Raw genomic sequence first — 23,699 nt, 5'->3', positions numbered from 1 at the left:
ATATTCAATTGCTTTTGGTTATCCTAATAGGTTAGAGTATCCCAGGTAAATGGCGATCGGTACGATAGCAAACCCCAGGCATATAATGGTCGCTACTACGTTCCCAAGTACTTTGATCCGTTTCATCCAGACGCCGTTATCCACTCCTGCAGAATGGAGAGCGCTCCAGAAACCGTGTGTCAGATGGAACCATAGGGCGATGAAAGCGAGCTCATAGAGGATCAAGACCCAGATGTTGGAGAATACTTCCGCTACCAACACGGCGCTATCGTGGCGTGCACCGTCAATCATAAAGAGCTCCTTGAACTGCATCTGATACCAGAACTGATAAAGGTGAATGATCAGGAACAGTAGGATAAACAACCCCAGGACGAGCATGTTTTGCGATGACCAGGTGGTTTTGGTCTTAGTTGCGGAAGCGTACTTTTCTTTTCCGCGAGCCCTTCTGTTTTGTAACGTGAGGATAATCCCCCAAATAACATGAATCACGAAACCTGCCGCGATGACCGCAGTCCCTACAATAGCCCACCAGTTCGCACCAAGGATTTCATTGGCGAGGAAGTCGTATGTCTCATAGCTGAAAAGCAGCACCAGGTTCATCGACAGATGGAACAACAGGAACAGAATCAGGAAAAGGCCGGAAATACTTTGTACAAATTTCCGCCCGATAGATGATTTGATTAGCCAACTCATAAAGTTCTCTTTTTTTAATTATTTTGATGTATTGTTTCTTTACGTCCCGGTTTCGTTTTTTATCGAAAATTTCACTTTCGAAAAGGTTTTACAAAAGTACAACATTTTATCAGTTTACCGAGAACTATTTGAAGAAAAATTTCTTTAATAGCCTTTTCCTTGGCCTCCCAGAATTTATGCCGGATAATGTTTTTCAATTTGAGAGTTCGTTCAAACCTTTTTTCAATTAAAGTCATTTTTGCTGCTTTCTTATCCCTGCAATGGAACGAAAAACAGCAATATATACCTATGCAATGAAACAATTATTTGACTTTTTACCTATCTAATGAAACACTAAGGTTATATTTGTAGTTGAAATATAAATTATTACGTTATTTTTGTAAGGAATATGGAGTTTGAGTGATCTGATCTCCCAGCTACCTCAGATAGTATAAAATGGAAAAAAGGGTTACCTTTGTGTCTTCAAAAAGAATTCTAACTGATTATGGATATAGTATTAAGCGGTATTCGCTCTACTGGAAAGCTGCATCTGGGGAATTATTACGGCGCATTGCGTAATTTCATCAGGATGCAGGAGGAAAACAAGTGTTATTTCTTTATTGCTGATATACACTCTCTTACTACGCATCCCGACCCGAAGATGCTACATGAGAACGTGAAGAACGTGTTGGTGGATTATCTGGCTGCGGGAATTGATCCCGAAAAGTCGGTAGTCTATGTACAGAGTGATTTGCCCGAGACTGCGGAGTTGTATCTCTATCTCAATATGCATGCTTACCTGGGAGAACTCTCCAAAACCACTTCATTCAAGGAAAAAGCACGCAAGCAACCGGAAAATGTGAATGCGGGATTGCTAACCTATCCCACGCTGATGGCTGCTGATATCCTTATCCATAATGCAGATAAAGTGCCGGTGGGAAAAGATCAGGAGCAACACCTCGAAATGACCCGCCGTTTTGCCCGTCGCTTTAATAATTTTTATGGAGTAGAATATTTCAAGGAACCGGTAGCCTATAACTTCGGAGAGGAACTGGTGAAAATTCCGGGACTGGACGGAAGTGGAAAGATGGGTAAATCGGAAGGAAACGCTATCTATCTTGGTGAAAGCCCGAAGGAGATCGAGAAGAAGGTGAAGAGAGCGCTCACCGATTCAGGCCCGACTGAACCCAACTCCGTGAAACCCGATTATATCGAGAATCTTTTTACGATTCTCCGGGTAGTTTCCACTCCTGAGGTGGTACAGCATTACGAATTGCTGTGGAACACATGCACGATACGTTATGGTGATCTGAAGAAACAGCTGGCTGAAGATATCATCAAGGTTACCACTCCCATCCGTGAGCGGATTCTGGAAATAGAGAAAGATAACGCCTACCTGCGTAAAGTGACCCTCGAAGGAGCTGAAAGAGCAAGGGAAAGTGCCCGTAAAACCATTGATGCGGTAAGGAAAATCGTAGGGTTCAAACCATTTTAGAAACAGGTGCCCTATTGAACGGATTTGCTTCAAGGAGTAGTACCTTTGTCTTATCTCCAAATAATACCGATTTCGCCGGTAGGAACAGAATGATACTTCATCATTCTGTTTTTTATGAAAACTTTTCAGGCGATTGGTTGTTCACCAAAAGTAAAAGGAGACGAGCATTGTGACTGTTCTCATATAAGGAGATTATGCGCGTTCCATTGAAAAAGAAACTATGTCCTTATGCTGACATTTAAATCGATAGAATTAAAAGACAAAGATATTATCAATCCCTATCTTCGGCAGCAGAATTACAGGGCGTCGGATCTCTGCTTTGCTAATTTATATTGCTGGGGAGAAAAATTCGATACCCAATTTGCTGTAACCCCCGATTGGTTGTTTATCCGTTTTAAGGATAATAACGGCAGGAATTCCTATCTCAAACCGGTAGGTATGGGAGACCTCAGGGAGGCCATCGCGCTTATCCAGGAAAATCATTCATCATTCGCCACTCCTTTCCAAATGAGGGGATTGACCAAAGAGATGATAGCCGGAATTGAAGCGGTGATGCCCGGACGGTTCGACTACAAGCTGAACAGGTCAGTCTCCGACTATATTTACACGACAGAGAAACTAATCCATCTCAAAGGTAAAAAACTGCAGAGCAAACGAAATCATATCAACCGGTTCATCCGGGAAAATGACTGGAAGTATCATTCACTCACCGGTAACCCGGAACTGGTGAGAGAGTGCAAGAATATGCTTGACAAGTGGATGGAGGTGAATAAGGAAGAAAAAGATCCTTCACTGGTCTATGATGACCATGCCACCACGTTGATGCTCGATCATTTTGAATATCTCAATCTGAAAGGAGGATTGATTTGCGTGGACAACAAGATTGCCGCCTTTACCGTCGGCGAGCAGCTTACCGAAGATACCGTCGTGGTGCATGTAGAAAAGGCGTTTACTACTATTCATGGTGCCTATACCATCATCAACCAGCAATTTGTCGAGAATGAAGCATCAGAATATCTCTATGTGAACAGGGAGGAGGATATGGGAATGGAAAATCTCCGACAAGCTAAGTTGTCCTATCATCCTGATATACTGTTGGAGAAGTATAACGCAAGGTGTAAGTGATTAGCATTTCGTGCGTTGTCTGGCTCGTTTATTCAGTAGTTATTCATGCTTCGCACGTAATTTCTGAACATCAACTAAATAACAACTGAACAACAACTGAAAATCAATAGAATAACAATTGAACATCAATGATTCGATTTGCCGACGAAACGACCAGACCGCAGGTACGGGAGATATGGAAAACCGTATTCGGTGATCCCGATGAGGAGGTGGAACTCTATTTTCGTCATAAGTACCGTGACGAGAATACGCTGATCTATATGGAAAGCGAAAAGGTTGTTGCGTCGCTACAAATGTTGCCTTACCTGTTTACCTTCTGTGGAATGGAAATCCCTGTCATTTACCTTTCAGGTGTCTCTACCCTTCCCGAATACCGGAAAAGAGGGTATGTGAGGCAGTTGTTGATAAGGAGTTTCGAAGAGGCAGCCCGCAGAGATGTACCGTTAATATTGCTGGTTCCCCAGGAGGAGTGGTTGTTGAAATTCTACGCCCGTTATGGTTTTGCACAGACGTTCGATACCGGGACGGAGGAGTTGATTTCCCTGCAAGTATTGCTGGAGAGATATCCCGGAGACCTGCATATGGCGTTTAAAATGTTCAACAGCTTGTTCCGACAGGAAGATATGACCGTACAAAAATCATTTGACGACTTCCGTGCCATAGTGGAGGATGCAACGCTTTGCGGTTTTCCGCCCAAAAGAAACCTGTTGGGAATGGCGCGTATAATTGATGCTGAAAAATTGCTTTCCCTCTTTGCCCGTCGTTATGGAGATAAAACCTTTTCAATCACGGTTGAAGACGAGTTATTACAAGAGAATCACGTCCTGTTTAGGATTGCAGACGAAAAAATCCAGAAGGAATGCCCCGGCGTTGAATCTTCACTTACAACTGATATAAGGGAATTAGCACAACTACTACTTGGATATCATACCTCAGAAAAAGAGGCGCCTTTTAATACCCTCTTCCCTGAAAAACATCCCCAAATGCATTTTATGTTAGAGTAAAATTCAATCCCAATGAATCGGGACAAATAGTCACAATTAGTTAATTCAATCCCAATTTCATTGGCACATTGGCATATTGGTAAATTAGCACATTAATCATAGCCACTTCTTCTTCCTGAAGAAATAGAGAATTAGCAGTGATGAGAGAACCATCAATGCCATCGCCGCAGGATATCCCCATTTCTTATGCAATTCCGGCATCACGTCGAAGTTCATTCCATAGATGCTTGCGATCAATGTAGGGGGCATAAAAATTACCGAGACGATGGTGAATATTTTAATAATCTTATTCTGTTCGATGTTTACATACCCGAGGAAAGTATCCTGCAAGTAGTCGAGTCGGTCAAAGCTGAATTTGATGTGTTCGACCAGCGAGTTGATGTCCTTCACGATAATGGTCAGCTTGGGTTGCAATTCGGCAGGAATAAATTCGCTCCGTAACATGCTCGATACCGTACGTTGTTTGTCGATAATGTTTTCTCGCAGCATCATTGTCTTTTCCTGCAGGTTCTTGATTTCCGACAGCAACTCCTCGTCAGCCTCCTGCAGTGTGAGAGAGTTACTTAACTGGGTGATCTTCTGGGTCATATTCTCGATCATGTCGGCATCGAATTCCACGCGCGTTTCCAGGAGCGCTACCAGTACGTGTGCTCCCGTAGGGTAATTCCGCGGGTTGGCAGATATCTTTTTCACCGTCTCGTGGAACGAAATTAACTCTTCGCCACGGACAGTCACTAAAATGTTATTTTTGAGGATAAACGATACCGGATCGGTTTCAAAATTCGACAACAGGAAGTTGGAATTGACCACCAACGTATCGTTGGTTTCGATGTAGCGGGATGACATCTCAATCTCGATCATCTCTTCTTCTTCCTGGATATATATCTTGAGGAAATCTTCCAGTTCATTCTCTACTTCTTCGTCTACGTCGTTAAGGTCGATCCACAAAAAATTTCCAATGGGGTTTGATTTTAAGAAATCGAGGCTGCGGCTCAATCTCACGATACCGTCTTTATGATAAAAAAGTTTTACTTCCGCCATGGTGCTCTTTTTTAATCGTGATTCAAATTAGTTCAAATTGGTCTATCTTTTTTCCGGGTGAGCTTGTCTGACCAGCGGTTCCAATAAATTGGTCAGTTCTTCGAATTGCTCGATCGATAGTTGCTCGGGTCGTTTCATAAGCATAGGGTCGTCGGGCAAAGGGCTCTCTTCGGACAGTAGTGATTTTACGGAGTTACGCAGCATTTTTCGTCGCTGGTTGAAGCCGGTCTTCACTACCATTTTGAATAACTTCTCGTTGCAGTTGAGCTGCTTTCGCTTATTGCGGGTGAGCCGTACAACTGCCGATTTGACCTTGGGCGGAGGGATAAACGCCTGTTCGTTCACCGTGAAAAGGTACTCTATATCGTACCATGTTTGCAGTAAAACAGTCAGAATACCGTAGGCCTTGCTGCCGGGTGAAGCGATCATGCGTTCCGCAACCTCTTTTTGGATCATACCCGAACAGCAGGGAATCGTCTCCTTGTGGTCGAGTACTTTGAAAAAAATTTGAGATGAGATATTATAGGGATAATTGCCAATAATACAAAAAGGTGTGTCGAATTGTTGTTCGAGATCCATCCGCAGAAAATCCTGCTCCAGTATCCTGCCTTCCAATGTGGGATAGTACTCCTTGAGGTAGGTAACCGACTCACGGTCGATTTCTACCACAGTAAGATCCCTTCCCTTCTCCAACAGGAATTCGGTAAGCACACCTGTGCCAGGTCCCACTTCCAGCACAGGAAGGGAGGAAAACTGATCGAGCGTGTCGGCAATCCGCCGTGCGATCTCCTTGTCTTTAAGGAAATGCTGCCCCAGGTTTTTTTTTGCTTTTACCGTAAACATTGCAATATGGTGATTATTCCTTATCTTTACCGCCGCAAAGGTAACATTTTATTACGTAAAACAGGACAAATGCGTTCATAAAAGAAGAGATACGGGCGCCAGGCGATTTGTGTCGGCTTGTCTTTATGTTGAGGTGATAATCATAGTTGTATAAGATTAATTGATAACAGGTGAAAGTAAATAAGGATTCATTCAAGAGTCTGATGAAGATACTATTTTCCCTGTCGCTCGGATTGCTGATTATTTGGGCGATGTATAGAAATACCGATGTGAGGGAGTTGTGGCGTATCATCAAATCGGCCAATATCGGCGTGATTGCATCTTCTCTTATTTTTGGACTGATAGGGAATTATATCAGGGGATTGAGGTGGGAACTGTTTGTGAACTCACTCGGGTATCATCCGCCCAGGGCCAGTCTGGTCTATTCTACTCTGGGTAATTACGCTGTTAATTTTGTGCTTCCACGTGCCGGAGATATATGGAGATGCGGAGTGGTGAGTCGGTATGACAAAATCCCTTTTGCAAAGACTTTGGAGACATTTTTAGTAGATAAGATGTTGGATATTATAGCAGGACTGATTATCATTTTCGTCAGTATAGTGCTCTACATCGATTTTTTTGCCTCCTATCTACACGATAATGCTGAATTGACGGATAGCTTAACCGGTTTTTTCTCATCTGTCTGGATGTATGTAGGGCTGGCTGTTCTGCTGGTGGCTATCCTATTGATGTGTACTGTCTTCAGAAAAACCACTTTTGTGGAGAAAATCTATAAATTCTTCGGTACTTTGAAATATGACATGATGCTTATTTCGAAGATGAAGGAGAAAAAACGCATAATAATTTACACGATACTGGTCTGGTTCTGTTTTTATTTGTATTTTTACATTTGCTTCTTCGCGTTTGATTTTACAAAAGATCTTGGCCCATTGGCAGGTTTGATCGTATTCGCGATGACCAATATCGGTATTTCCGTCCCTGTGCAGGGCGGCATAGGACCTTGGCATTTCGTGGTAATCTCCTCGCTACTTATCCTGGGAGTTACGGAAAAAGAAGCACTCGCCTTTGCCGGAGCAGTATTCATAATCCAATCGGTATGGCAGATTCTTTACGGCCTTTTTGGTGTACTTGCCATGCCGTATGTAAAAAGAGAAAATTCGTCTAACTTAAATCAAGAAATAAAATAATATGGCTGTAGCAGAAATTTTGAATTTAGATCCGAAAAAAGTTTGGAACCATTTCTATTCACTTACCCAGATACCCCGTCCGACGGGCCAGATGGAAGATGTGACCCGCTTCGTGATGGAATTTGGGAAATCCCTTAACCTGGAAACGAAACAGGACGAAGTAGGGAATGTTGTGATCGGTAAACCGGCTTCCAAAGGGTATGAAAGCAGTAAAGGGGTGATCTTGCAATCGCACCTCGATATGGTACCTCAAAAAAATGCGGGTGTGAAGCATGACTTTGCCACAGATCCCATAGAGACTTATATTGATGGGGAGTGGGTGAAAGCCCGCGCCACTACGTTGGGATCCGACAACGGTATCGGTTGTGCTATGATGATGGCCGTGCTCGAAGATGAATCACTCCAGCATCCTCCGATCGAGGCACTTTTCACCATCGACGAAGAGGTCGGTATGGATGGTGCGAACGGTTTGGAGAGAGGTTTATTGAAAGGAGAAATGATGCTCAATCTTGATACCGAAGAAGATGGAGAACTCTGTATCGGTTGTGCCGGAGGTCGAGATGTGAATGTCTCTTTCCGTTTCCAACCCGACAAGGAGATCGAAAAAGGCGATGTGGCTTATAAGATAAGCCTGCAAGGATTGAAGGGTGGACATTCAGGAGTGCAGATCCATCTGGGCCGGGCCAATGCCAACAAGCTGATGAACCGCTTTCTGAAAGATGTGGTTGCCAATTACGAAGCCCGTATCGCTAGCATACAAGGGGGATCGCTACGTAACGCTATCCCGCGTGAATCATTCGTGGTACTGACTATACCCGAACAACTTTCGGACGACTTGATCGACTTGGTAAGTGAGTATGAGTTGTTGTTCCGCGAAGATTTTTCAGGTATTGAAGACAATATTTCTTTCAGTGCTGAGATGACTGATATGCCTGAAGCTCTTTTGCCCGAAGAGGTACAGGATGATATTATTAATGCGGTAGAGGGTTGCCCCAACGGTGTGATAAGCTATCTGGCCGATTTTCCCGGAATCGTGGAGAGTTCGTTGAACCTCGCACTTGTACATTCCGAAGGGGACAGTGTGGAGATAAAATTACTGGTGCGTAGTTCTTCCGAAAGCCGTAAGGATTGGATATGCTCTTCGGTAGAAAGCCTTTTCCTTCTGGCCGGAGCGAAAGTTGAGTTCGGAGGTGATTATCCGGGATGGCAACCCAATGCCGGATCAGAACTGTTACACACCATGGAGAGGATATATCTCGAGAAGTATGGGGAAAGGCCTAAGGTGGTGGTGATACATGCGGGACTGGAATGCGGTATCATCCAGTCGAATGTGGAGCAAAAACTTGATATTGTCTCTTTTGGCCCAACTATTACCGGTGCACACTCCCCCGATGAGGCGGTGCTGATCGCTACTGTAGGGAAATGCTATGATTATCTTGTTGAAACATTACAGAATTTGAAATAGTATTCATGGACAATACGCTGATTGTCTTTGCATCCAACCACGGTACAGTTGAGAAATGTGCCAGGGAATTGTTCAGGCGGATAGAGGGAAAAGTGGATATCTGCAACCTGAACCGGAGGAATTATCTGCCCGATCTTTCAGGATACGAAGCAATCATTGTGGGCGGATCCATCCATAACGGGAAGATACAGGATGAAATATCATCTTTTTGTAACGATAATCTGGAATTGCTTGCTTCGAAACGCCTCGGTTTGTTTATCAACTGCCTCTACTCGGGTGAGAAAGCGCAACAACAGTTAGACGATGCATTTCCGGATGTTCTTAACCGGAGGGCAGTGGTGCGCGATTACTTCGGGGGTGAGGTTGATAAATTAAAACTTTCTTTTTGGGAGCGTGTCGTGACCAGCCGGATGATCAGAGAAGGTGAGTTAGTGGTTGCGATCTCAAAGGAGAGAATTGAACGTTTTGCTAAAATAATCTCATCAGTCAATGAGCCGAAAAATTGAGAGACATATACTTTTACCGGTAGCACTGCTCCTCTATTTTGCCGTGATGGCCGCGATGGCCTATCCCAGATATAAGGTATCCGGTAACTGGGGCGAATATTTTGGAGTTATCGGAGTATGTTTACTGTTCGCGTTATTGCTCTTTTTTATCCTGAAAAGAAGGAAAAAAATAAGAGCTCGCTTCTCCAAAAAGGATTTGAACCAATGAAATACTTTTTTACATTTCTGTTTTTTCTCTTTACTCTTTTTTTATCCGGACAAACAACTCAGCATCCGCAGTGTTATAAATTCCGTGTCTACCTGAAAGACAAAGGGTATTCTACATATTCGACGGAAAATCCCAGAGCCTTTCTTTCCAAACGGTCAATCGAAAGAAAAAGAAAGGAGAAAATTATAATCGATAAATCTGATTTCCCGATCTCACGCGACTACTTCACGCTGGTAGAGAAAGCAGGAGGAAAGATCGTCACGCATAGTAAATGGTTTAATACTTTAGTGGTTGAGGTGACTGACAGTGTTGGGATTGGAAGTATTGAGTCCTTCCCGTTTGTCGACTCGGTGAAATATATCTGGCGGGGTAGTAAAACCCTTTCCGATGAGAAAGCCCGTCCCCGTCTAAGTTCAACCCCGTTCAATGAGATTGGCGATGCCGAAAACCAGGATTACACCGAATATCGCCTTACCGATGCCCAATTCAGGATGCACAATGCTACAGCCATGACTGAAGCCGGGTTTAAGGGTAAAGGTATGTTGGTAGGTGTGATAGATGCAGGATTTACCAATTTCGACGTAATACCCCTTTTTGAGTCTATCAAACTGGGTGGCTACAGGGATTTTGTCGTTGGAGGAAATATTTTCTCATCAAGCGATCATGGTACCAAAGTATTGTCGACTATGGCAACCGATCTCCCGGGATTGATGGTGGGATCCGCACCCGAAGCCACCTATTGGCTCCTGAGATCGGAAGATGTTTCAAGTGAATTTCCGGTAGAGGAGGATTATTGGGTACGGGCAGTTGAATTTGCGGACAGCCTCGGTGTGGATGTCATTAATACTTCGTTGGGATATAATAATTTTGATGATAAGTCATTGAACTATACGCATGCCGAATTGAACGGACGCAGTTCACTTATGTCGCAAGCTGCCGATAAAGCCTATGAAAAAGGAGTGTTAATCGTGGTGAGTGCGGGTAATGAAGGAGACAAACCATGGCGGAAAATCACCCCACCGGCTGATGCAAAGAATATACTGTCTGTAGGTGCGGTAGGGACGGACAGCATCATCGCCCCTTTCAGTTCTCACGGTTTGACTGCCGACGGACGTATCAAACCCGATCTGGTGTCTGTGGGATGGGAAACTATTACTATTGGAAAGGAAGGAGCGATCGGGTACACGAGTGGCACTTCCCTGTCATCTCCTTTCCTGACCGGGTTGATAACGTCATTATGGTCTGTAAATCCAGATCTACCCCGATCGGAGTTGATCGATATCGTCAGACGTTCGTCTGACAGGTATATGAATCCTGATTCGGTATATGGTTACGGAATACCCGATTTTCATCGGGCCATGAAGGAGGTATTGGCTAAATTAGAGGCTTATCCCCAAAATGTGAACGATAAGATTTGGATTATTCGTCCTGAAACTACTGGGGGTTATATGGTGAGTATATCTGATCCAGTCTATTCCCCCGCTTCTTATTCTTTTCGTCTACTCGATGAATCGGGATATCCGATCTCATCATATAGATTTAGTGTGGATAACCTGCAGCAGTTGGTCCCGCTTCCGGATGATATCCGTAAAAGTAATCGTTTTCTCTATTTTGTTGTTGAAGAGCCGTTTAAACAACGTGTATATAAGGTGGAAATCTGATCATGACCGAATCTTCTCTGACATTATCGGAACTCAACCGCCAGGTGAAGGATGCCATTCGTGATCACCTGCCGGAAACCTACTGGATGCGGGCCGAGACAAGTGATGTGCGTCGTAACCGCAACGGACACTGCTATCTTGAATTTATTGAAAAGGATCGTATAACACAATCCATCATAGCGAAGGCGAGGGGAGTGATTTGGTCGAATGTCTTCCAGATGCTGTTTTCCTATTTCGAGAACGAGACGGGACAGCAATTTACATCGGGTATCAATGTGTTGGTGCGGGTATCGGTAGAGTTTCATGAACTGTATGGTTACTCACTTACGGTAGTGGATATTGATCCCTCATTTACCATGGGGGAGATAGCCCGTAACAGGCAGCTTGTCCTGAAAAAGTTGGAGGAGGAAGGCGTTTTAGCACTTAACAGAGAACTGGTTTTGCCGGAACTGGCCAACCGGATCGCGGTGATCTCATCACCTACTGCCGCAGGGTATGAGGATTTTTGTAATCAATTGGAAAACAACTCTGGTGGACTTCTCTTTTATACAAAGCTATTCCCTGCCATTATGCAGGGTGACAGGAGTGAAGCATCTATTATTGCGGCATTGGAGAAGGTGTTTCAATATAGGGAACTCTTCGATGCGGTAACTATCATCCGGGGTGGAGGTGCCACTTCCGATTTGAGTTGTTTTGACTCCTACCTTCTTGCAACGAATGTAGCCCAATTCCCGCTTCCCGTAATCAGTGGCATTGGGCACGAAAGGGATGTAACCGTACTGGATATCGTGGCGCATACCCGTGCGAAAACACCTACGGCTGTTGCCGAGTTTTTTGTTGCTCATCTCACTACAACAGCAACGCATTTGATCAGTCTGGAAGAGAGGGTTGTCTCCGCAAGTGAATCACGGTTGATAAAAGAACAAACCGATCTTTTATCATTATCCAAAGAGTTGGTACATCAATCTTCCCTAATGATACAGAGAGAAGTAGCTACCGTGCAACATCTATCCGGTAAGATGAAATATGGGGTGAGGCATCTGATACAGCACCAATCCTATATTCTTGAAAATAGAGCGCAATTTGTAGAAATGGTTTCACCAGAGAATGTACTCAGACGGGGGTATACCCTCACGCTTAAAAACGGGAAAATTGTAACTTCGCTCCATGATCTTTCTGTGGATGATACTATTGAAACTCGTTTCAGGGACGGTCTTACCACTTCTGTCGTCACCAGGATAGAGAATTCTGAGCTGTAAATAAGACTTGCTTAAGTCCGTAGCTTTAGTTTCATAATCAACAAAAGAAAATAATATGCAAAAAAAGACCTATATTGAAGCCAAAAAAGAGCTCGAAGCAATTGTCGCTGCGATTGAATTGGGTGAGTTGGATGTGGATGCCCTTACCGAAAAGGTGAAAAGGGCGTCGGAACTGATTGCTTTTTGTAAGGAAAAGCTGACTAAAACCGATAAGGAACTACAGAAAATATTGGACGATATTGTATGATGCCTGAAAAAAAACTGAGTGTTATCATTGTGGCAGGCGGAAAAGGACTCCGGGCAGGAGGAGAATTGCCCAAACAGTTCCAACCTATTGGTGGTGTACCGATGCTGATGCACACTGTCCGTGCCTTTTATGGTTACGATTATAGGATACGTATCGTAGTTGTGCTTCCCGAAGGAACTCAATCGTTGTGGTCGCAATTGTGTGAGGAACATCAGTTTACTCTCCCACACAGAGTGGTTATAGGAGGAGAAACGCGGTTCCATTCCGTTAAAAGTGGGTTAGCCGAAATTTCGGACGATGAAACCGTGGGAGTACACGACGCTGCTCGTCCCTTCGTGACGTCGCAACTGATAAAACGTTGCTTCGATGCTGCATTTGAAAACCAATGGGGGGTGATCCCCGTGGTAGATGAGGTAAATAGTATACGTCAACTAACCGGAACAGGCAGTAAGATCATAGATCGGGGACAATTGAAACTTGTTCAAACTCCGCAAGTTTTTCCTGCCGGCCAATTAAAAAAAGCTTACGAGACCCCTTTCGATCCTTCTTTTACCGATGATGCGTCTGTGGCAGAGAGAGCCGGAATACAAATTCAATTGGTGGAAGGTGAAGAAACCAACATCAAAATTACCACACCCTTCGATATGTCGCTTGCCGGATACTATAATGAATTGATGGCAAATCGATAGATATTCGGTGTTTTCTTCATTAAATCACTCCATTTTGTCATAATATCATAGAAATTTATTATTTTTGAAGGATAAATCAAATGCAAATTTCTATGGAGAAAATAGATAAGTTAGACAGGCAGATTTTGGAGATCATTTCACAAAATGCCCGTATTCCTTTCAGAGATGTGGCGGAGCAATGCGGTGTATCGCGTGCCGCCATTCATCAGCGAGTGCAACGGATGATCGAAAACGACGTGATTACCGGATCAGGATACCATGTAAATCCCAAAGTTCTTGGTTACGCTTCCAGTGCTTATATAGGGGTAAAACTCGAAAAGGGATCGATGTATAAAAACGTGATTCCCGAGTTCGATAAGATACCCGAAGTGACCGAATGCCATTTCACCACCGGCCCCTATACTCTTCTGGTAAAGATTTTTGCACGCGACAATGAGCATCTGATGGATCTGTTGAATAACCGGATACAGGAAATCCCTGGTGTCGTAGCTACGGAGACAATGATTTCTCTGAGCCAGAGCGTAAAACGGGGAATTCCGATTATGAAAGAAACAAACGGAGAGTGATCGTCGCAGCTTCGTTACGATCTTTATTCTTTTACCAATACAACCATTTCTGAAAGACTTTTGATCATCTTGTTGAAATCGTCTTTCAGTGTCTGGTATTCTTCTGGTTGTATAATGTATTGCTTTAGATTGAAATGAGCATCGAAAGATAATTGATTCTCAATTTTTACTGCGTTGTAAGAGAATGAAATCAGCTCATTTTCGATTGATTGGTTTTCTGGAATATATTCAACTTTGTACCCTTCAGGTATGGTAACTGTACTTTTATAGGATTCTCCCCGTAAATAAATCAGATCAACCGGGAGTGCCCTGCTTGTTTGTCTGAACGGATTTTTATTTAAAGTCAGAGAGGTAAACGGGTTAAAGAACAATTTTCCGGAATGATTATCGATCAGATATTCAACTTTAAAGAAAAAGGTGAATGGTTTATTCAAAGCTACCATTTCCGGGACATTAATGTCGGTAGCGTTGATCTGTTCTTTCTCTTTTAAGAATTTAGCCAGATTATCAGTATTACCGTTATACGCTGAGCGAAACCTATATGCGTCCGGTCCGGTGGCCAAATAGATTGCTTCAGCCTGAACGTTATTCTTTTCGGAATTGATTGTCAACTTTAGGTTTTTCTGTATCATGGATGATGTCCTCTGGTGAATGGTAATCCATTCATCCGATTTAGGTTTTACTACCAACCCATTTACATTCATGCATCTTTCGGGTAACACTGTATAATACAAGAGCGGTTCTGTAGCATCAAGAAGCTGAATCCGTCCATCATCGTCAGCCATTACAATGACATAATTAAAAAATTGCTGGAACGGGTGATTCATACTGATGACCCCATTGCCACGGGTACTTAGTATGACAGGATACGCATCAACACCTGCTGAATTCAGTAGTCCTGCTAATAATAAATTGAGGTTCCCGGCATTGCCGCTTTGTTGTTTTAAGAAATTCTTCAATTCCAGATCTGCAAATTTCCCCAAAAAACCATTCCATACGTACTTTGTTTTCACAAATTCAGTAATAATTTCGATCTTCTCCTTTTTTGTTTTTCCTTTAATATCTACTTCGGCTAAAATTTTAGGAGCCTGTTTCTCTACATCCTTAATGTATTTCCCGAAATTATCATTCTTAAGAAATTCATCACACATAGCTGGCCAGGTTGACATAATTTCCCTGCTTCCTCCACGAGGATTATGAAATTTGGCGAGCTGGAAGTTGATATTGATCATATAATCATCCACCGAAGATATAAATTCTTCATCCTTAAATGCGGGGACATCATTCAGTCCAAAATCATAAGTTACTTCCCTGTAGGTGAGATTTCTGAACTGGAGCTCAGTAGAGGATGTGTGGGATTCTAAAATATCAAGTTTATTGCTACCTTTAAGAATGTAAACATACTCGTAATAAGGGATTGCCCTGTATCTTAAACCACTATAAATAACTGGTATCCGTTGCTGAAAATACCAACTGCGCATGTTGAAGAAGTAAGGCGTCACAATGGTGTAGCTCAGCTCGACAACCGAGCCGGAGCGTACGTCGGAGAGTGCAATTTTCTTGACACGCACATTGTCGTTCACTTTCTCTTCAAATATATTTTTCGACTCCAATTTTGTTTGAGTAAATCCCTGATCGATATTATAGGTTGTACCCTCTATACTTTCGATCGTTTCCCATTCCTGGTCTCCATTGAATAGAGGAATTTCGAAATTTGCATATTGAACCCCTGATTGCTTCAGGATTTTAATCTTGATTTGCCTCTTCATGCGAAGCTGAAATCCCCCTTGCTCATAATTCCCTGAATAGTAGTATTCTCCCTGATTATAAAGTACAACCGCATCTGCGTCAGGGTCGTGCTCATATTCTTTCATTATCATTTCATATTGGGTTACTTTGCCGAACTCACGCGAGAATTTTTCCTGCTGGGAAAATCCTGCCATTGATATAATGAGGGAAAAGGATAAAATAGTAATTTTTTGCATCGTATGTACAAGTTAGGTGTGTTGATTTAATTAAAGTGTTTCTATATGAATATTCTTCGTCTCGCTATTTTTCATCGTTTGGATAAAACGGAAGAACTCTTCATACCGCTCAAGTGGATATTTGCCGGCATATAATAAAAAAGATTTATAGCAAATCAATGTATTGTCTATATGGTCAAAAGAGATCTCATATTGTCCGAATTCGGTATCTATGCTAATCCCCTCCGGAAGTGAGGATATCTGTTTCCCTGGGATCTCATAGTAAACCGTATCTTTATAAAACTCAGGATAATCGATTTGTATACCGGTTTTCCTTTCATCAGGATTTTCAAAATTTTTAATTCCTGTCGGGAAAGGGGGAAGAATTATATTTTTTCCATATTCCCTATATAGATTTTCAGATTTGAAGCGGGCCTCCAGATCTATTTCCGGAGTTTGTCTGTCGTTCGGACTTAATTGATAATTCACAAGCTCTGCTTTCCCCGGGAAAATGTAACTGCGGATGATCTCATCCACTTTATCCTTTCCCAGCTCTTTGACTGCATAATTGAAAAATTCATACTTGTGTCCTCTCTGAACCTCCTGTAGATGGATCTCCTGTACTTCCGGTTTTATCCTGATAGTCCGGCTGCAGAGTACCTCCTCCGGTTGTAGTGAAGGTATATCGATCAAACAGCTGTTATTCTCATTGACTAAAAGTGCTTTCCTGCCTTGTGTAAACGTACCCATATATCCCAACGGGATATTTTTGTTGGTACATTCCAGGAAAATAGTATCTTTTTCCAGTGGAACGGTTAATATGACGTGGTTAAAGGCTTGTGACGGAAAATCAATGTCCAATCCCGGAACTTTAGTTCCGGCTTCAATGAGTGTGTAGTATGATTCTATACCGGCGTACTTTAATAAGGATTGAAGGTAATTACTGAGGGCTTTACAATCACCGTACTTGTAATTGCAAACATAACTTGCCGGATAGGTTTGAAGACCGCCTAACTTAATACTTACGTTGATATAACGTGTATAATCCTGAAGATATCTGTAGAGCGTTTCAACTTTTTGTTTCTTGCTGTCGATGTTTCGGAGCATGCTGTCTACTATTTTAATTTCTTCCGGCGTTAGTTTGTCTTTATTTTTATTCAGACGGAATATCCAATTCCCAAACGTTTGCCACGATTCAAAACTTCCGTTTTCACCATATTTGAAATTAAGGGGAACAATATGGATGGAGGGGGATGTCAAATCTTTGTCCCAACTATATGATTCGATGGAAGAGGGTGGTGTATGGCTATATTTCCAGATGTATTTCCTGAATCGATTTTGTATACTGATATCAGGACTCTCTACATTTTTATACTTGTATTTTATGGAATCGTTTTGTGGCACTTCTACGATCAGGATCCCCGAGCGAACCGGGGTTTTTGCACGAGCATGGTCTATATCTATAATATTGAGCGATTTCGCATAACTGATTCGTGATATATAGTAGATCCGATAAGGATATTTATCGTGTTTCAAATCAAAATATTTTACAAAATCATCTTCATATAAGGAGATGGATGAGATATAGCTCCGGTCTTTTATCTCATTTTTTTTTAAATTCCGGATAATATTGCCATGCTGATCTTCAATCCATACTTTCTCTACATTTACCCGATCCCCTTTGGAATAGGGGATGAGAATCTCTGTGTCTGCACTTCTGTCGTTTATTTGCATCAATACCGTATCGATTTGAACCATCCCATTGTTATGAAGTACAAAGTGGGATGTCCGGCTTATTATCTCGCTCGAAGATGGCTGAGAAAGGCAGACCAATGACTGGATAATGAAGAATGGAATTAATAGGTGTTTCATAGTGTGCAAATCTTCAAACCTATGTTTAACTTAATTGGACTACATGTTACTTTTTGTCGCAGTGTAGGATTGTTTCTCAATAATTTTTTCAAGACTCATGTGTGCCTTTACAAGACAAATGTAAACAATAATTTGATATTTACAAGAATTTGTAGGACTATTTTTATATATTCCGTGGGAAAAAAATAAATATGGTGAAATAATTCGAAATATATTAGGTTTATATTATAAACTGATTTATATTTGCAGCGTGATTATAGTTTAAAATATAAACCGATTTACTTTTATAAAAATTAAAACAATGGAAGAGAGACAATTAAATGAGAAAGAAAGTTTGGAACTTATCGCTCGAATGATTCAGAACACGCAACAGAAGTTGGAAAAAGGAAAGGGGATGACCTTTCTTGTCTGGGGGTACACTACTATTGTGGTGTCTTTACTGGTATGGTATTTTTTGACGACAACCGGTGATTATCGGATGCATTATTTATGGTTTCTGATCCCCATAGTAGCTGGTCCGGCAATGTTTTTCCTTATCCGCAAATATGAAAAGGGCGTAAAGACCTATATCGACAGGGTAGTGGGATATGTCTGGCTGGTGATGGGATTAGCCGGTTTCATGATATCGGTAACTGCCATATTTTTCTGGAATCTGCCTATTCTGTTCATTATTATTCTGTTGATGGGAAGCGGCACAGCAATCACGGGACTGGTCATACGATTTACTCCGTTAGCTGTTGCCGGATTTGTAGGGATAGCCTTATCGCTTGCATGTCTGTTTATGAAAGGTACGGAGCAGATACTGGTTTTTGCCGCTGTATTTCTGGTGATGATGGTCATTCCCGGCCATATTCTCAATGCAAAAGGGAGGAAATAATTATGTTTGCATCGCTCGATCCGTTATTGCATTCCGAACTGCGGTTGGCCGTAATGTCTATCCTTATTTCGGTAGAAGAAGCCGATTTCGTTTATCTTCGCGAAAAGACCGGAGCTACTGCCGGTAACCTCAGCGTGCAGATCGATAAACTCAATGAAGCCGGATATATTGATATGGAACGCGGATTTGCCGGTAAACGCACCCGTACTGTCTGTCGTATTACCCCAAAAGGCATAGATGCTTTTCAACAGTATGTGGAAGCATTGCAAAGTTATCTGAACCCGCCGAGAGAGGAATAAAAAAGGCTGGAATCCATCTTTTTCCTGAGCTCTATCCAGTATCTGTCCCGGTAAAAGAATACGACCACCTCTCAAAGGTAGTCGTAAGCCAGATAGTGGGTAATTATGTCGGGATGAGGTGACTCGAACACCCGACCTCCACGTCCCGAACGTGGCGCGCTAGCCAACTGTGCTACATCCCGATCAATTTGTGGGTGCAAAGGTAAATAATTTTTTTCGAATCGGAGAGGAATTCTATGAAAATTGATTATTTTTGCATCGGTAATGCGGCAATAGCTCAGTCGGTAGAGCATTAGCTTCCCAAGCTGAGGGTCGCGAGTTCGAGTCTCGTTTGCCGCTCAATCATTATTAAGCACTTATCGGTTAATTCTGGTAGGTGCTTTTTACTTATAACAAACAAATAACAAACATACGTCCAGAAAAACAATGAAAAGAAAAACAGCGTCAACAAAGCGACACACATTTTCAATTACGAAGTGATCTACATGTGGACAAATTGTTGAACCCGAATAAGAAATACACGACGATCAATTCCGGCAAGGCGGTAGAAGCCGGGTAAATGATCTGCCGGGAGAGATAATCGGTTTATATTGTATAGTATATTTGCAGTATGACTGCAACAGGACAGACAAAAATAAACTCATTGCTGCAGAGATTCCCACCGGGGGCATTGTACTTTGCCTCGTGGTTAAATCAAAATGGCATATCCTATTCCCTGCAGAGACATTATCGTAATTCGCAATGGCTTACGGCTATAGATGATGGTGTGATGTACAGGACAGGTGAAGAACCGACCTTGTTCAATGCTTTGTCGTGCTACAATAGCCAGTTAGGTAAGAAACTTCATATAGGGGCTGTATCTGCTTTGGAAATGCGGGGATTGGCCCATTATGTTCCACTTGGCCGGCAGACAATAGTAATATAATGTCCCCGGGGTGAATGGTTTCCAAAATGGTTTTCGGAATATGACTGGGGTGTTGATATCCTGAAGAAATACTCGGAATATAACGGGAAAGGAATATCAACAGTCAATGAAAACAATTTTGAGGTGGCGGTTTCGCTGCCTGAAAGGGCATTTCTGGAAAGTTTAGACCTTGCTCCAAAATATTACAATCTTACCGATTTGTACCAGATCATGGAAATGCTTACCGGTTTGAGGCCAAAATTACTGCAGGAATTATTAGAGGAAAACAGTTCGGTCAAGGTGAAACGGTTGTTTCTTTATATGGCAGAGAAAGCCCGACATCCGTGGTTCCATGATTTGAATTTGGACAGGATAGACCTGGGCAAAGGAAAACGCTCAAATGTGAAGAATGGCGTTTATGATCCGAAATATCAGATAACCTTACCGAAAGATTTGGCATATTATGAATAGAATGTACCGGCAACAGGTTTAATTACTCCTTAGAATTATCCCGATATTAGAGGACGTGGAGAGTTTTGCCATTCATGGTGGAACGGCAATAAACCTGTATATCCTCGACCTCCCTCGGTACTCCGTTGACGTTGACCTTACTTATATTCCAATAAAAGCCAGGGAAGATTCGTTTGCTGATATCCATAAAAAGAATACCTGTTTTTTATGTGGGAAATAAAAGAGTTATTTCAGCAGAAAATCGCTGAAAATGATTTATCTTTGAGTTCCTTAGATTGGTAAAAACACTGCCTCGGCGCGGGGTAATCGATATGAACCATAAAAACAGATTGAAAAATGAGAAGATTGTCATTACTATCTTTATGTATTTTTTTTGCCGGATTGGCTTTTGCGCAAACCGGCAATAAATGTAAATTGTTGAAAGTGGCAGATAATGGTCATTATCTTGAGTCGGAAGATGGAAGACCCTTTTTCTGGCTTGGGGATACCGGATGGCAACTGTTCAGGGCATTGACGGAAGAGGAGACCAAAGAGTATCTTGACAACAGGCAACGTAAGGGATTTAACATTATTCAAAGTGTCATTGAGGCGGGCAAGACAAACCGAAAGGGGGAGTTGCCTTTCCCGGACGAAGATCCTTCCGATTTCAATGAAAAGTATTTTGTGGAAATAGACCAAACAATTGCAGAAGCGGCAAAACGGGGTATCTATGTCGCTCTTCTTCCAACCTGGGGACATAGTATATCTCCCTTATGGGAGAAAGGTGAACGCGTTATCTTTAATGAAAAGAATGCCTATGAATATGGTGTGGCCTTGGGTAAAAGGTATGGCAATTACACCAATATTGTTTGGGTAGGGGGAGGCGATCGGCCTGCCTTTACCGATACCGCCGACTGGCGACCTATTTACCGTAGTATGGTAAAGGGACTCCGGGATGGAGGAGCAAAACAGTTGGTTACTTATCATCCTGCCGGAGAAACCTCGTCCACTCATTTCTGGAAAGATGAAGATATGCTGGATTTTCATATGCTACAGTCGGGACACCGTAAACACGATTTACCTACATGGGCTTGGGTAAGAAGGGATCGGGAATATATTCCGGCTAAACCCATTATCGATTCCGAGCCCAATTATGAGGCTCATCCTGTGAACTGGAAAGCTGAAAGGGGATATTTCACTGATTATGATGTCCGCAAGCAACTCTACCGATCCGTTTTCGCAGGTGCTGCAGGGGTTACGTATGGTCACCATTCGGTCTGGCAATTCTATCAGAAAGACAAACCTGCGTACGCACAACCGAAGAACTATTGGTATGAGTCTCTGGATGATCCTGCTTCTTTTCAGGCCGGTTATCTGCGCAAACTAATGGAGTCAAGGCCTCCCGGTAACCGTATTCCTGCCTGGGAGATAGTGATCGATTTCCCAACCGAAGATGATAAATTTATTACTTCCTTTTATCACGAAAAGAAGAGTTATGCAATGGCTTATATCCCTATCGGTCAAAAGGTCAAAATTAATACCAGATATGTCGGTGGAAAAAAAATTACGGCATGGTGGTATAATCCCAGGAATAATGAATCAATAAAGATTGGTACCTTCAGGAAGTCGGAAACAATGGAGTTTATACCTCCCTCTTTGGGTACCGGTAACGACTGGGTATTGGTTCTCGATAATGCTTCGAAGAAATACGGTATGCCCGGAAAATAGAGTACGGATATAAGTTCTTTTTCCTGAGCGGATTCAATCGCAGTGCATTGGATGCAAGCCATGCTTCAATTATTAAATATCGGAAGATAATATCAAAATAGTATAAATTTATTTCAACCTGAAAGCTTATGAATTTACGCATTTTATCCAATTTATTCCTCCTTGCGGTTTTACTTTCATGTTCTGTTGTAAAACCGAAACAGCCGGGTAAGGATACCTTTTCTCATGGAAAATTAAAAGTTTCTGAGAATAAACGTTTCCTACAACACGAAGATGGTACTCCTTTTTTCTATCTTGGAGATACCGCCTGGGAGCTTTTTCACCGTTTGAATAGGGAAGAAGCTGATCAGTATTTAGAGGACAGGGCAAAGAAAGGTTTTAATGTTATCCAGGCAGTAGCACTGGCGGAATTTGACGGACATACTGTGCCAAACGCTTATGGCTATCTACCTCTTCAGAACTTGAATCCTGCGCAACCGGCTGTAAAGGAAGGTGCTGATAATGATTACTGGGACCATGTGGATTATGTTGTAGACAAAGCCAACGAATTAGATATGTATATTGGTTTTTTACCAACCTGGGGCCGTTACTGGCATGATGACGGAATACGCTTTTTTACACCTGAAAATGCACGGGCTTATGGTGAATTCCTTGGAAAACGATATAAAGACAAGAAAGTGATATGGATATTGGGGGGAGACCGGGAAGTAAAGAATGACCATCATTATGCAATAATCAGGGCGATGGCGCAAGGTATAAAGGCGGCTGATGGCGGATCACATCTTATCAGTTTTCATCCACCCGGATCAAGAGGTTCTGCAGAGTGGTTTCATAACGACAACTGGCTGGATTTTAATATGCGCCAGAACGGACATGCTACTGATTATACATACAGATATAGTAAGACGCAGGAAGATTATAACAGGGAGCCTACTAAGCCTGTAATGGATGCGGAACCTTTATATGAAGACCATCCTGTAAATTTTGATGCAGGCAGACAAGGACATTCCATCGCTGCCGATATCAGAAGGGCACTATACTGGAATCTTTTTGATGGGGCATTTGGTCATACCTATGGCCATCATTCCATATGGCAGATGTATGATCCTGAAAAAGAAAGACATCCTATCAATAATCCCTTGATGTCATGGCAAGAAGCGCTTGATCAGCCAGGAGCCTTACAAATGGTCTATGGAAAGAGATTGATCGAGTCGCGTCCATTTTTTACGAGAATACCTGATCCTTCAATTATAGTGAAGGGGAGAGTTCCTACGTCTGTTCCGGGAGAAGGCCGTTATCGGTTCGTGGCAACCCGTGATACGAATGGTACTTACGCCATGATTTATTGTCCCGTGGGACGTGCTTTCACCGTTAATATGAAAGCCATCAAAGGGTCAAAAGTAAAGGTATGGTGGTATAATCCACGTAATGGTAAAGCAACTCTTTTTGATACGTTTGAAAATGTGCAGGACGAGAGGGTATTTATTTCACCTGATAAAGGAGAGTTAATCGACTGGATATTGGTATTGGATGATGCAGCATTCAATTATCCTGCACCGGGAAAGCAATAATGAAGGTAAGAGCTTATTATTGTAGATCATAAAATCTTTTGTTGGGTTGATGTCACCTATCAGGAA

Annotated in this window: 23 protein-coding genes, 2 tRNA genes and 1 pseudogene; 20 read left to right on the top strand and 6 right to left on the bottom strand. The window is 42.4% G+C overall.

The annotated features are described in order from the left end of the window. Positions 1-18: 18 nt before the first annotated feature. Positions 19-693 (bottom strand): succinate dehydrogenase/fumarate reductase cytochrome b subunit, encoded by a 675-nt coding sequence (locus VB073_RS03895; RefSeq protein ID WP_323402836.1) that lies wholly within the window; start codon positions 691-693, stop codon positions 19-21. A 484-nt stretch (positions 694-1,177) separates the two neighbouring features. On the opposite strand from VB073_RS03895, the gene trpS reads away from it, so the two are divergent. From trpS to VB073_RS03880, 3 genes are all read left to right on the top strand, one after another. Beyond that, positions 1,178-2,167, top strand: coding sequence for a tryptophan--tRNA ligase (gene trpS, locus VB073_RS03890; RefSeq protein WP_323402835.1), 990 nt, complete (start codon positions 1,178-1,180; stop codon positions 2,165-2,167). A gap of 228 nt (positions 2,168-2,395) precedes the next feature. Further along, positions 2,396-3,292 carry a DUF2156 domain-containing protein gene (locus VB073_RS03885; protein WP_323402834.1) on the top strand — a complete coding sequence of 299 codons (897 nt, stop codon included), beginning with the start codon at positions 2,396-2,398 and terminating at the stop codon, positions 3,290-3,292. A gap of 128 nt (positions 3,293-3,420) precedes the next feature. Next, entirely contained in the window at positions 3,421-4,296 is an 876-nt protein-coding gene (locus VB073_RS03880) for a GNAT family N-acetyltransferase (RefSeq protein WP_323402833.1), read from the top strand. A 96-nt stretch (positions 4,297-4,392) separates the two neighbouring features. On the opposite strand, the gene corA is transcribed toward VB073_RS03880, so the two are convergent. Next, positions 4,393-5,337, bottom strand: coding sequence for a magnesium/cobalt transporter CorA (corA, locus tag VB073_RS03875; RefSeq protein ID WP_323402832.1), 945 nt, complete (start codon positions 5,335-5,337; stop codon positions 4,393-4,395). Positions 5,338-5,379: 42 nt separating this feature from the next. After that, positions 5,380-6,180, bottom strand: coding sequence for a 16S rRNA (adenine(1518)-N(6)/adenine(1519)-N(6))-dimethyltransferase RsmA (gene rsmA, locus VB073_RS03870; protein ID WP_323402831.1), 801 nt, complete (start codon positions 6,178-6,180; stop codon positions 5,380-5,382). 203 nt (positions 6,181-6,383) lie between these two features. On the opposite strand from rsmA, the gene VB073_RS03865 reads away from it, so the two are divergent. The 9 genes from VB073_RS03865 (at position 6,384) to VB073_RS03825 (ending at position 13,968) form a co-directional block, all read left to right on the top strand. After that, complete coding sequence (locus tag VB073_RS03865; RefSeq protein WP_323402830.1) at positions 6,384-7,367, top strand: lysylphosphatidylglycerol synthase transmembrane domain-containing protein; 984 nt, start codon at positions 6,384-6,386, stop codon at positions 7,365-7,367. A 1-nt stretch (position 7,368) separates the two neighbouring features. Further along, positions 7,369-8,832 (top strand): aminoacyl-histidine dipeptidase, encoded by a 1,464-nt coding sequence (locus VB073_RS03860; RefSeq protein WP_323402829.1) that lies wholly within the window; start codon positions 7,369-7,371, stop codon positions 8,830-8,832. Between the two features lie 5 nt (positions 8,833-8,837). Continuing rightward, complete coding sequence (locus VB073_RS03855) at positions 8,838-9,338, top strand: flavodoxin domain-containing protein (RefSeq protein WP_323402828.1); 501 nt, start codon at positions 8,838-8,840, stop codon at positions 9,336-9,338. Further along, complete coding sequence (locus VB073_RS03850; RefSeq protein ID WP_323402827.1) at positions 9,322-9,546, top strand: LPXTG cell wall anchor domain-containing protein; 225 nt, start codon at positions 9,322-9,324, stop codon at positions 9,544-9,546. Before VB073_RS03855 ends, VB073_RS03850 begins: the two co-directional genes overlap by 17 nt. After that, positions 9,543-11,207, top strand: coding sequence for a S8 family peptidase (locus tag VB073_RS03845; RefSeq protein WP_323402826.1), 1,665 nt, complete (start codon positions 9,543-9,545; stop codon positions 11,205-11,207). Before VB073_RS03850 ends, VB073_RS03845 begins: the two co-directional genes overlap by 4 nt. A 2-nt stretch (positions 11,208-11,209) precedes the next feature. After that, on the top strand, positions 11,210-12,466 hold the full coding sequence (gene xseA / locus VB073_RS03840; RefSeq protein WP_323402825.1) for an exodeoxyribonuclease VII large subunit: 1,257 nt from the start codon (positions 11,210-11,212) through the stop codon (positions 12,464-12,466). Positions 12,467-12,521: 55 nt separating this feature from the next. After that, positions 12,522-12,713: an exodeoxyribonuclease VII small subunit gene (xseB, locus tag VB073_RS03835; RefSeq protein ID WP_323402824.1), complete on the top strand. Its 192-nt coding sequence runs from the start codon at positions 12,522-12,524 to the stop codon at positions 12,711-12,713. Beyond that, positions 12,710-13,402 (top strand): 2-C-methyl-D-erythritol 4-phosphate cytidylyltransferase, encoded by a 693-nt coding sequence (locus VB073_RS03830; RefSeq protein ID WP_323402823.1) that lies wholly within the window; start codon positions 12,710-12,712, stop codon positions 13,400-13,402. The genes xseB and VB073_RS03830 overlap by 4 nt, the downstream gene beginning before the upstream one ends. A 92-nt stretch (positions 13,403-13,494) precedes the next feature. Then, positions 13,495-13,968 (top strand): Lrp/AsnC family transcriptional regulator, encoded by a 474-nt coding sequence (locus tag VB073_RS03825; RefSeq protein ID WP_323402822.1) that lies wholly within the window; start codon positions 13,495-13,497, stop codon positions 13,966-13,968. Positions 13,969-13,991: 23 nt separating this feature from the next. On the opposite strand, the gene VB073_RS03820 is transcribed toward VB073_RS03825, so the two are convergent. Together VB073_RS03820 and VB073_RS03815 are read right to left on the bottom strand one after the other, a co-directional pair. After that, positions 13,992-15,911: a DUF3858 domain-containing protein gene (locus VB073_RS03820; protein ID WP_323402821.1), complete on the bottom strand. Its 1,920-nt coding sequence runs from the start codon at positions 15,909-15,911 to the stop codon at positions 13,992-13,994. Between the two features lie 72 nt (positions 15,912-15,983). Further along, positions 15,984-17,804 (bottom strand): DUF3857 domain-containing protein, encoded by a 1,821-nt coding sequence (locus VB073_RS03815; RefSeq protein WP_323402820.1) that lies wholly within the window; start codon positions 17,802-17,804, stop codon positions 15,984-15,986. A gap of 301 nt (positions 17,805-18,105) precedes the next feature. On the opposite strand from VB073_RS03815, the gene VB073_RS03810 reads away from it, so the two are divergent. Next, positions 18,106-18,681 (top strand): hypothetical protein, encoded by a 576-nt coding sequence (locus VB073_RS03810; RefSeq protein WP_323402819.1) that lies wholly within the window; start codon positions 18,106-18,108, stop codon positions 18,679-18,681. Positions 18,682-18,683: 2 nt separating this feature from the next. Next, positions 18,684-18,980, top strand: coding sequence for a transcriptional regulator (locus VB073_RS03805; RefSeq protein WP_323402818.1), 297 nt, complete (start codon positions 18,684-18,686; stop codon positions 18,978-18,980). Positions 18,981-19,088: 108 nt separating this feature from the next. On the opposite strand, the gene VB073_RS03800 is transcribed toward VB073_RS03805, so the two are convergent. Beyond that, positions 19,089-19,162, bottom strand: a tRNA-Pro gene (locus VB073_RS03800). Between the two features lie 84 nt (positions 19,163-19,246). On the opposite strand from VB073_RS03800, the gene VB073_RS03795 reads away from it, so the two are divergent. The 6 genes and pseudogenes from VB073_RS03795 (at position 19,247) to VB073_RS03770 (ending at position 23,633) form a co-directional block, all read left to right on the top strand. Further along, a tRNA-Gly gene (locus VB073_RS03795) sits at positions 19,247-19,319 on the top strand. 271 nt (positions 19,320-19,590) lie between these two features. Then, positions 19,591-19,905, top strand: coding sequence for an AbiEi antitoxin N-terminal domain-containing protein (locus tag VB073_RS03790; RefSeq protein WP_323402817.1), 315 nt, complete (start codon positions 19,591-19,593; stop codon positions 19,903-19,905). 24 nt (positions 19,906-19,929) lie between these two features. Next, a pseudogene (locus VB073_RS03785) lies at positions 19,930-20,355 on the top strand (type IV toxin-antitoxin system AbiEi family antitoxin domain-containing protein); the annotation flags it as partial. A 34-nt stretch (positions 20,356-20,389) separates the two neighbouring features. Continuing rightward, entirely contained in the window at positions 20,390-20,575 is a 186-nt protein-coding gene (locus tag VB073_RS03780) for a nucleotidyl transferase AbiEii/AbiGii toxin family protein (protein ID WP_323403182.1), read from the top strand. Between the two features lie 116 nt (positions 20,576-20,691). Beyond that, positions 20,692-22,062 carry a glycoside hydrolase family 140 protein gene (locus VB073_RS03775; protein WP_323402816.1) on the top strand — a complete coding sequence of 457 codons (1,371 nt, stop codon included), beginning with the start codon at positions 20,692-20,694 and terminating at the stop codon, positions 22,060-22,062. Positions 22,063-22,190: 128 nt separating this feature from the next. Then, on the top strand, positions 22,191-23,633 hold the full coding sequence (locus tag VB073_RS03770; RefSeq protein ID WP_323402815.1) for a glycoside hydrolase family 140 protein: 1,443 nt from the start codon (positions 22,191-22,193) through the stop codon (positions 23,631-23,633). The last annotated feature ends 66 nt before the right edge of the window (positions 23,634-23,699 follow it).

It is taken from the genome of Proteiniphilum sp., from assembly GCF_034927365.1.
Classification (GTDB): Bacteria; Bacteroidota; Bacteroidia; order Bacteroidales; family Dysgonomonadaceae; genus Proteiniphilum.
Note: the sequence above shows the minus strand (reverse complement) of the source record. Positions and strands in the feature narration are given on the sequence as shown.